The sequence below is a fragment of the Kitasatospora sp. NPDC059747 genome (assembly GCF_042732955.1).
Taxonomy (GTDB): Bacteria; Actinomycetota; Actinomycetes; order Streptomycetales; family Streptomycetaceae; genus Kitasatospora.
Genome location: NZ_JBHWGV010000174.1, coordinates 9,051 through 14,260 on the forward strand (window position 1 = coordinate 9,051; position 5,210 = coordinate 14,260).

3 protein-coding genes are annotated in these 5,210 nt (G+C 72.7%); all 3 read left to right on the top strand.

Annotated elements, in window-relative coordinates; translation table 11 throughout:
* Positions 1-206 precede the first annotated feature (206 nt).
* The 3 genes from ACFV4G_RS40390 (at position 207) to ACFV4G_RS40400 (ending at position 5,023) form a co-directional block, all read left to right on the top strand.
* A complete protein-coding gene (locus ACFV4G_RS40390) occupies positions 207-1,844 on the top strand; it encodes an alkaline phosphatase family protein (RefSeq protein WP_380448073.1) in 1,638 nt (545 codons plus the stop codon).
* 178 nt (positions 1,845-2,022) lie between these two features.
* Positions 2,023-4,059 carry a glycosyl hydrolase gene (locus ACFV4G_RS40395; protein ID WP_380448075.1) on the top strand — a complete coding sequence of 679 codons (2,037 nt, stop codon included), beginning with the start codon at positions 2,023-2,025 and terminating at the stop codon, positions 4,057-4,059.
* Between the two features lie 151 nt (positions 4,060-4,210).
* Positions 4,211-5,023: a hypothetical protein gene (locus ACFV4G_RS40400; RefSeq protein ID WP_380448077.1), complete on the top strand. Its 813-nt coding sequence runs from the start codon at positions 4,211-4,213 to the stop codon at positions 5,021-5,023.
* The last annotated feature ends 187 nt before the right edge of the window (positions 5,024-5,210 follow it).

A 5,210-nucleotide genomic window follows, 5' to 3' on the forward strand; every position in this document is an offset into this window, starting at 1 on the left:
CGGCGTGGGGCGCTCGCCCGCGCCGGGGGCGTGCCGCCGGTCCCCCCACAGCACCGCCACCCCCCGACCCCCGCGCGCCGGCGCCCGGCCCCCCCCCCCCCCCACCGACCTGCCGTTCACCCGGCCTTCGCCGACGGAACTCTTGTGTGGGCATCGTCAACTGCGGGACAGTGACGGCCAATCACCCGCCCCTCCGAGGAGAATCCGTGCGTCTGTCACGCCTCGCCACCGGCCTCGCCGCCGCCGTCGCCCTGCTCTGCGGGCCCACCGGCGCCGTCGCTCCCGCAAGCGCCACCGGCACCGCCGGCACCGCCGCCGCGGCGCAGCCCGCCGCGGCCACGGCCGCCGTTCCGCGGCCCGACCACGTCGTGGTGGTGCTCTTCGAAAACACCTCGGAGAGCTCCATCGTGGGCAACCCACAGGCCCCGTACTTCAACCAACTGGCCAACACCGGCGCGAACTTCACCAACTCCTTCGCGATCGAACACCCCAGCCAGCCGAACTACCTGGACCTGTTCTCCGGCTCCAACCAGGGAGTCACCGACGACTCCTGCCCGCACAGCTTCAGCACCGACAACGAGGGCGCCCAACTCATCGCCAAGGGCCTGACGTTCAAGGGCTACTCGGAAAGCCTGCCCTCGGCCGGCTCGACGGTCTGCACCTCGGGCAAGTACGCGCGCAAGCACGTCCCGTGGACCAACTTCACCAACGTGCCGGCCTCCGCCAGCCTGCCGTTCACCAGCTTCCCGACCGACTTCACCCAACTGCCCACCGTCTCCTGGGTGATCCCCAACCTCTGCGACGACATCCACGACTGCTCGATCCCCACCGGCGACACCTGGCTGAAGAACAACCTGGACGCCTACGTCCAGTGGGCCAAGACCCACAACAGCCTGCTGATCACCACCTTCGACGAGGACGACAGCGCCGGCCCCAACCAGATCGCCACCTTCTTCAACGGGCAGCAGGTCAAGCCGGGCACCTACACCGAGCAGATCGACCACTTCAGCGTGCTGCGCACCATCGAGGACATGTACGGCCTGCCGTACGCCGGTGCCGCCGCCCAGGCCACACCGATCACCGACGCCTGGAACACCGGCACCACCGGCGGCGTCAGCGTCACCGCGCCCGGCAACCAGGCCGGCACCGTCGGCACCCCCGCCTCCCTCCAGATCCGGGCCACCGACACCGCCGGCGGCACGCTGGGCTACGCCGCCACCGGTCTGCCGGCCGGACTGTCGGTCAACGCCTCCACCGGCCTGATCAGCGGCACCCCGACCACGGCCGGCACCTCCGCCGTCACCGTCACCGCCACCGACTCGACCGGCCCGTCCGGCAGCACCTCGTTCACCTGGACGGTCAGCCCGGCCGGCACCGGCTGCCCGTCGCCCGGCCAGCTGCTCGGCAACCCGGGCTTCGAGAACGGGAGCAGCCCGGCGCCGTGGAAGGCGACCTCCGGCGTGATCAACAACGACCTGGCCAGCGAGCCCGCGCACAGCGGCAACTGGGACGCCTGGCTGGACGGTTACGGCTCCGCGCACACCGACACGCTCAGCCAGAGCGTCACCGTCCCGGCCGGCTGCAAGGCCGCGCTCGGCTTCTGGCTCCACATCGACACGGCCAAGACCACGGGCACCGCCGACGACACGCTCACCGTCACCGCCAACGGCAGCACCCTGGCCACCTACTCGAACCTCGACGCCGCCAACGGCTACACGCAGCGGACCCTCGACCTGTCCGCCTACGCCGGGAAGAGCGTCACGCTGACGTTCACCGGCGTGGAGAACTCCTCCGCCGACCAGACCGGCTTCGTCATCGACGACACCACGCTGAACGCCTCCTGACCGGCACACCCGACCGGCACGCCGGGGCCGTGCCCGCATCCGGGCGCGGCCCCGTCACGTGATGGCGGTGTCGAGGAGGGCCTCCAGGGCCGGGCGGTGGCGGGGCGCCGCGGTAGGAGCCGAACCCCGCGTCCGGGCCCCGGGCGGCCGCGGAAGCGGATCACGTTACGGTCTGATCATGCTTCAGAAAGCTCGCGCCGCCCTGATATCGGCGCTCCTCCTGGCCCCCCTGGTCGCGGCCACCCCGGCCACCCCGGCCACTCCGGCCGCCCCGGCCGCCACCGCAGCCGCCACGGCCACCGCCGCCCCATCCGATCCCCAGGCCACCGCGGCCACCGGCCGGGTGCTCGACTGGCTGTCGCACCTGCCGGGCCGGGCCGGCAGCCGGGTGGTCTCCGGCCTGTTCGCCGGCTACAGCGGCTCCGCCTTCTCACTCGCCCAGACCGAGGACCTGAAGGCCCAGACCGGCCAGTACCCCGGGCTGATCGCCTGCGACTACGGCTCGAACGGCAGCTCGACCATCGACTCCTCCTGCAACGCCGACCTGAAGAACTGGTCGGCCAGGGGAGGCCTGGTCTCCGTCAGCGTCCACGCGCCGAACCCGGTCCGGCCGGGACTCCAGGGCCTCTACACCCACCTGGACGGCTTCCAGCAGCTCACCGACCCCACCACCACCGTCGGCGCCGCCTGGCAGCAGACCCTCGACAGGATCGCCACCGGCCTCGCCGACCTGAACGGCGCCGGCGTCCCCGTCCTGTTCCGCCCGTTCCACGAGATGAACACCTCCGGCGCGGGCGCCTTCTGGTGGAGCGGCCAGGACCGGGCCGCCTACATCTCCGCCTGGCAGTACACCTACCGCTACCTCACCCAGGCCAAGGGCCTGCACAACCTGCTCTGGGTCTACTCCCCGCTCTGCGGCGCCGGCGACCGCGCCGCGTACTACCCCGGCGACGCCTACACCGACGTGGTCGGCCTCGACTGCTACCCGACCGACCCGGCCGCCGCCCAGGGCTACGGCGAACTGACCGCGCTGCACAAGCCGTTCGCCTTCGCCGAGATCGGCCCGCCGAACGACCCCGCCACCCACGTGCCCGCGCCCGCCGCTTACGACTACGGCCGCTGGGCCGACGCGATCCGCACCCGGTTCCCGGCCACCACCTACTTCCTGGCCTGGAACGACAAGTGGAGCCCCACGGTGCAACTCGGCGCCCCGGCACTGATGAACGACCGGTGGACGCTCAACCTGGGCGGGATCGACCCGTCCGCCACGACCGACCCGGCCGGGCCGCCGCGCCCGCCCGCACCGGGCACCGTGCTGGAGGGCTTCGAGAACGGCCCGGACGGCTGGGGCGGCTGGCAGACCCTCAACGGGCCCTGGACGGTGAACGAGTGGGCCTCCCAGCAGAGTCACTCCCTCAAGGCCGACGTCGACCTCACCCGCCCGGAGACCTACCTCAACAAGGTCGCCCGCCAGGACCTCAGCGCCTACAGCACGCTCTCCGTCGACGCCCGCACCGCCCCCTGGGGCAACCAGGCCGCCGGCACGACCGCCAAGCTCTACCTGCGCACCGGCGCCAACAGGACCTGGTACGACAGCGGTTCCACCGTGGTCGGCCCGGACGGCGCCGTGCTGACGATGCCGCTCGCGGGCGTGACCGACCTCGCCGACGTCGAGGAGATCGGGGTCCGCTTCGCCCCCGCGCCGGGCGCCTCCGGCCAGAGCTCGGTGTACATCGACAACCTGACCGCCACCACCCCGGCGAGCACCCTCGGCGACTTCGAGACCGGACCCGACGGCTGGGGCGCCTGGCAGATCAAGAACGGCCCCTGGCCGGTCACCGAGTGGGCCGCCCAGGGCACCCACTCCCTCAAGGCCGACGTCCAACTGGAGAGCGGCGAGGCCTTCCTGCTGCGCCACTACGCCACCCCGGCCGACCTGACCGGCAACCTCACCCTCACCGCGACCGCCCGCACCGCCCCCTGGGGCAACCAGGCCGCGGGCACCAAGGCCAAGCTGTACGTGAAGGCCGGTGCCGGCTGCGACTGGTACGACAGCGGCACCTACCCGGTCGACGCCGACGGCACCCGGCTGTCCTTCAACCTGGCCACCGTCCCCGACCTCACCAGGGTCTGCGAACTCGGCGTCGACTTCGTCCCGGCCGACGGGGCGACCGGCCAGTCCTCCGTCTACGTTGACGCGGTGTCCATGCGCTGAGCCCCCTGCGCCCCCACCCGGGAGGCCGCCGCCCCGCGACGGGACGGCGGCCTCCCGTGCCTTCGCGCCGGCGGCTCCGCCCGCCCGGTGTCGCCGATTTTCTGTTATGCCAATTGACACAACCTCAGTGCCGTCCCTAGGGTCTCCTGGCATGGACGAGGTCAAGAAGCGCGGCCGCCCCCGGAAGGACCCCGCGCAGCTGGCGCGGTGGACTCCCCCCGAGGGGTGGTCACGGCTGGTCGCCTGGGTGTCGCCCGAGGAGAAGAAGGCCCTCAAGCACGTGGCGGTCGAGGCGGAGGTCTCGGTCGCCGACCTCGTCCGCGCGCTCGCGGGCGGTCTGGCCGCCGGGGCGATCACACACGAGGAACTGCTGGGCCACGTCAGAAAGGGCATCCAGGTCATGGAGAAGATCCCGACGCTGTTCGACCGGGACGACGCCTTCCGCGTCGTCGACCGGCCCCGCGCCGAATGCGCGTGGGTCTTCGAGGGCGAGGGAGTGCCGACCGAGAAGCTGGACGGCACCAACGTCCGCCTCACCGTCCGCGCCGGACGGCTGGTCCGGGTGGAGAAGCGCCGCAACCCGACGAAGGCCCAGAAGCAGCAGGGCATCCGGGACGGCTGGTACGTCGACACCGACGAGCAGGCCGCCGAGGACAAGTGGATCATCGCCGCCGCCCACGCCACCGACACCACCGCCTGGCCCGACGGCGAGCACTCCTGCGAGGCCGTCGGCCCCCGCATCCAGGGCAACCCGCTCGGTGTGACCGAGCACCACTGCGTCCCCTTCAACCTCCAGGTGCCGGTCTACCAGGACGTGCCCCGGACCTACGCGGGCCTGCGCGACTACCTGGCCGAGATGGAGAGCCGCTACACCCCGGGCGCGCTCGCGGAAGGCATCGTCTTCCACCACCCCGATGGGCGCCGCGCCAAGATCAAGCGCAAGGACTTCCCCAAGGCCGCCTGACCCGCGCCCGCTCGGGGAGGGCGGCACAGGGACCCCGCGCCCGCCTCGTTCTGCCATGATCGTCAGGTTGACGGACCGTGAGCCGGGGGCGGCCGCCCCCCGGGGCCCGGGGGCCCCGGCCGGGCGGCGCCACCGGGGTGGTAGGGGGCGGCCCACGCGCCGGGCCGGGCGCGCGCGGCGCCGCGGG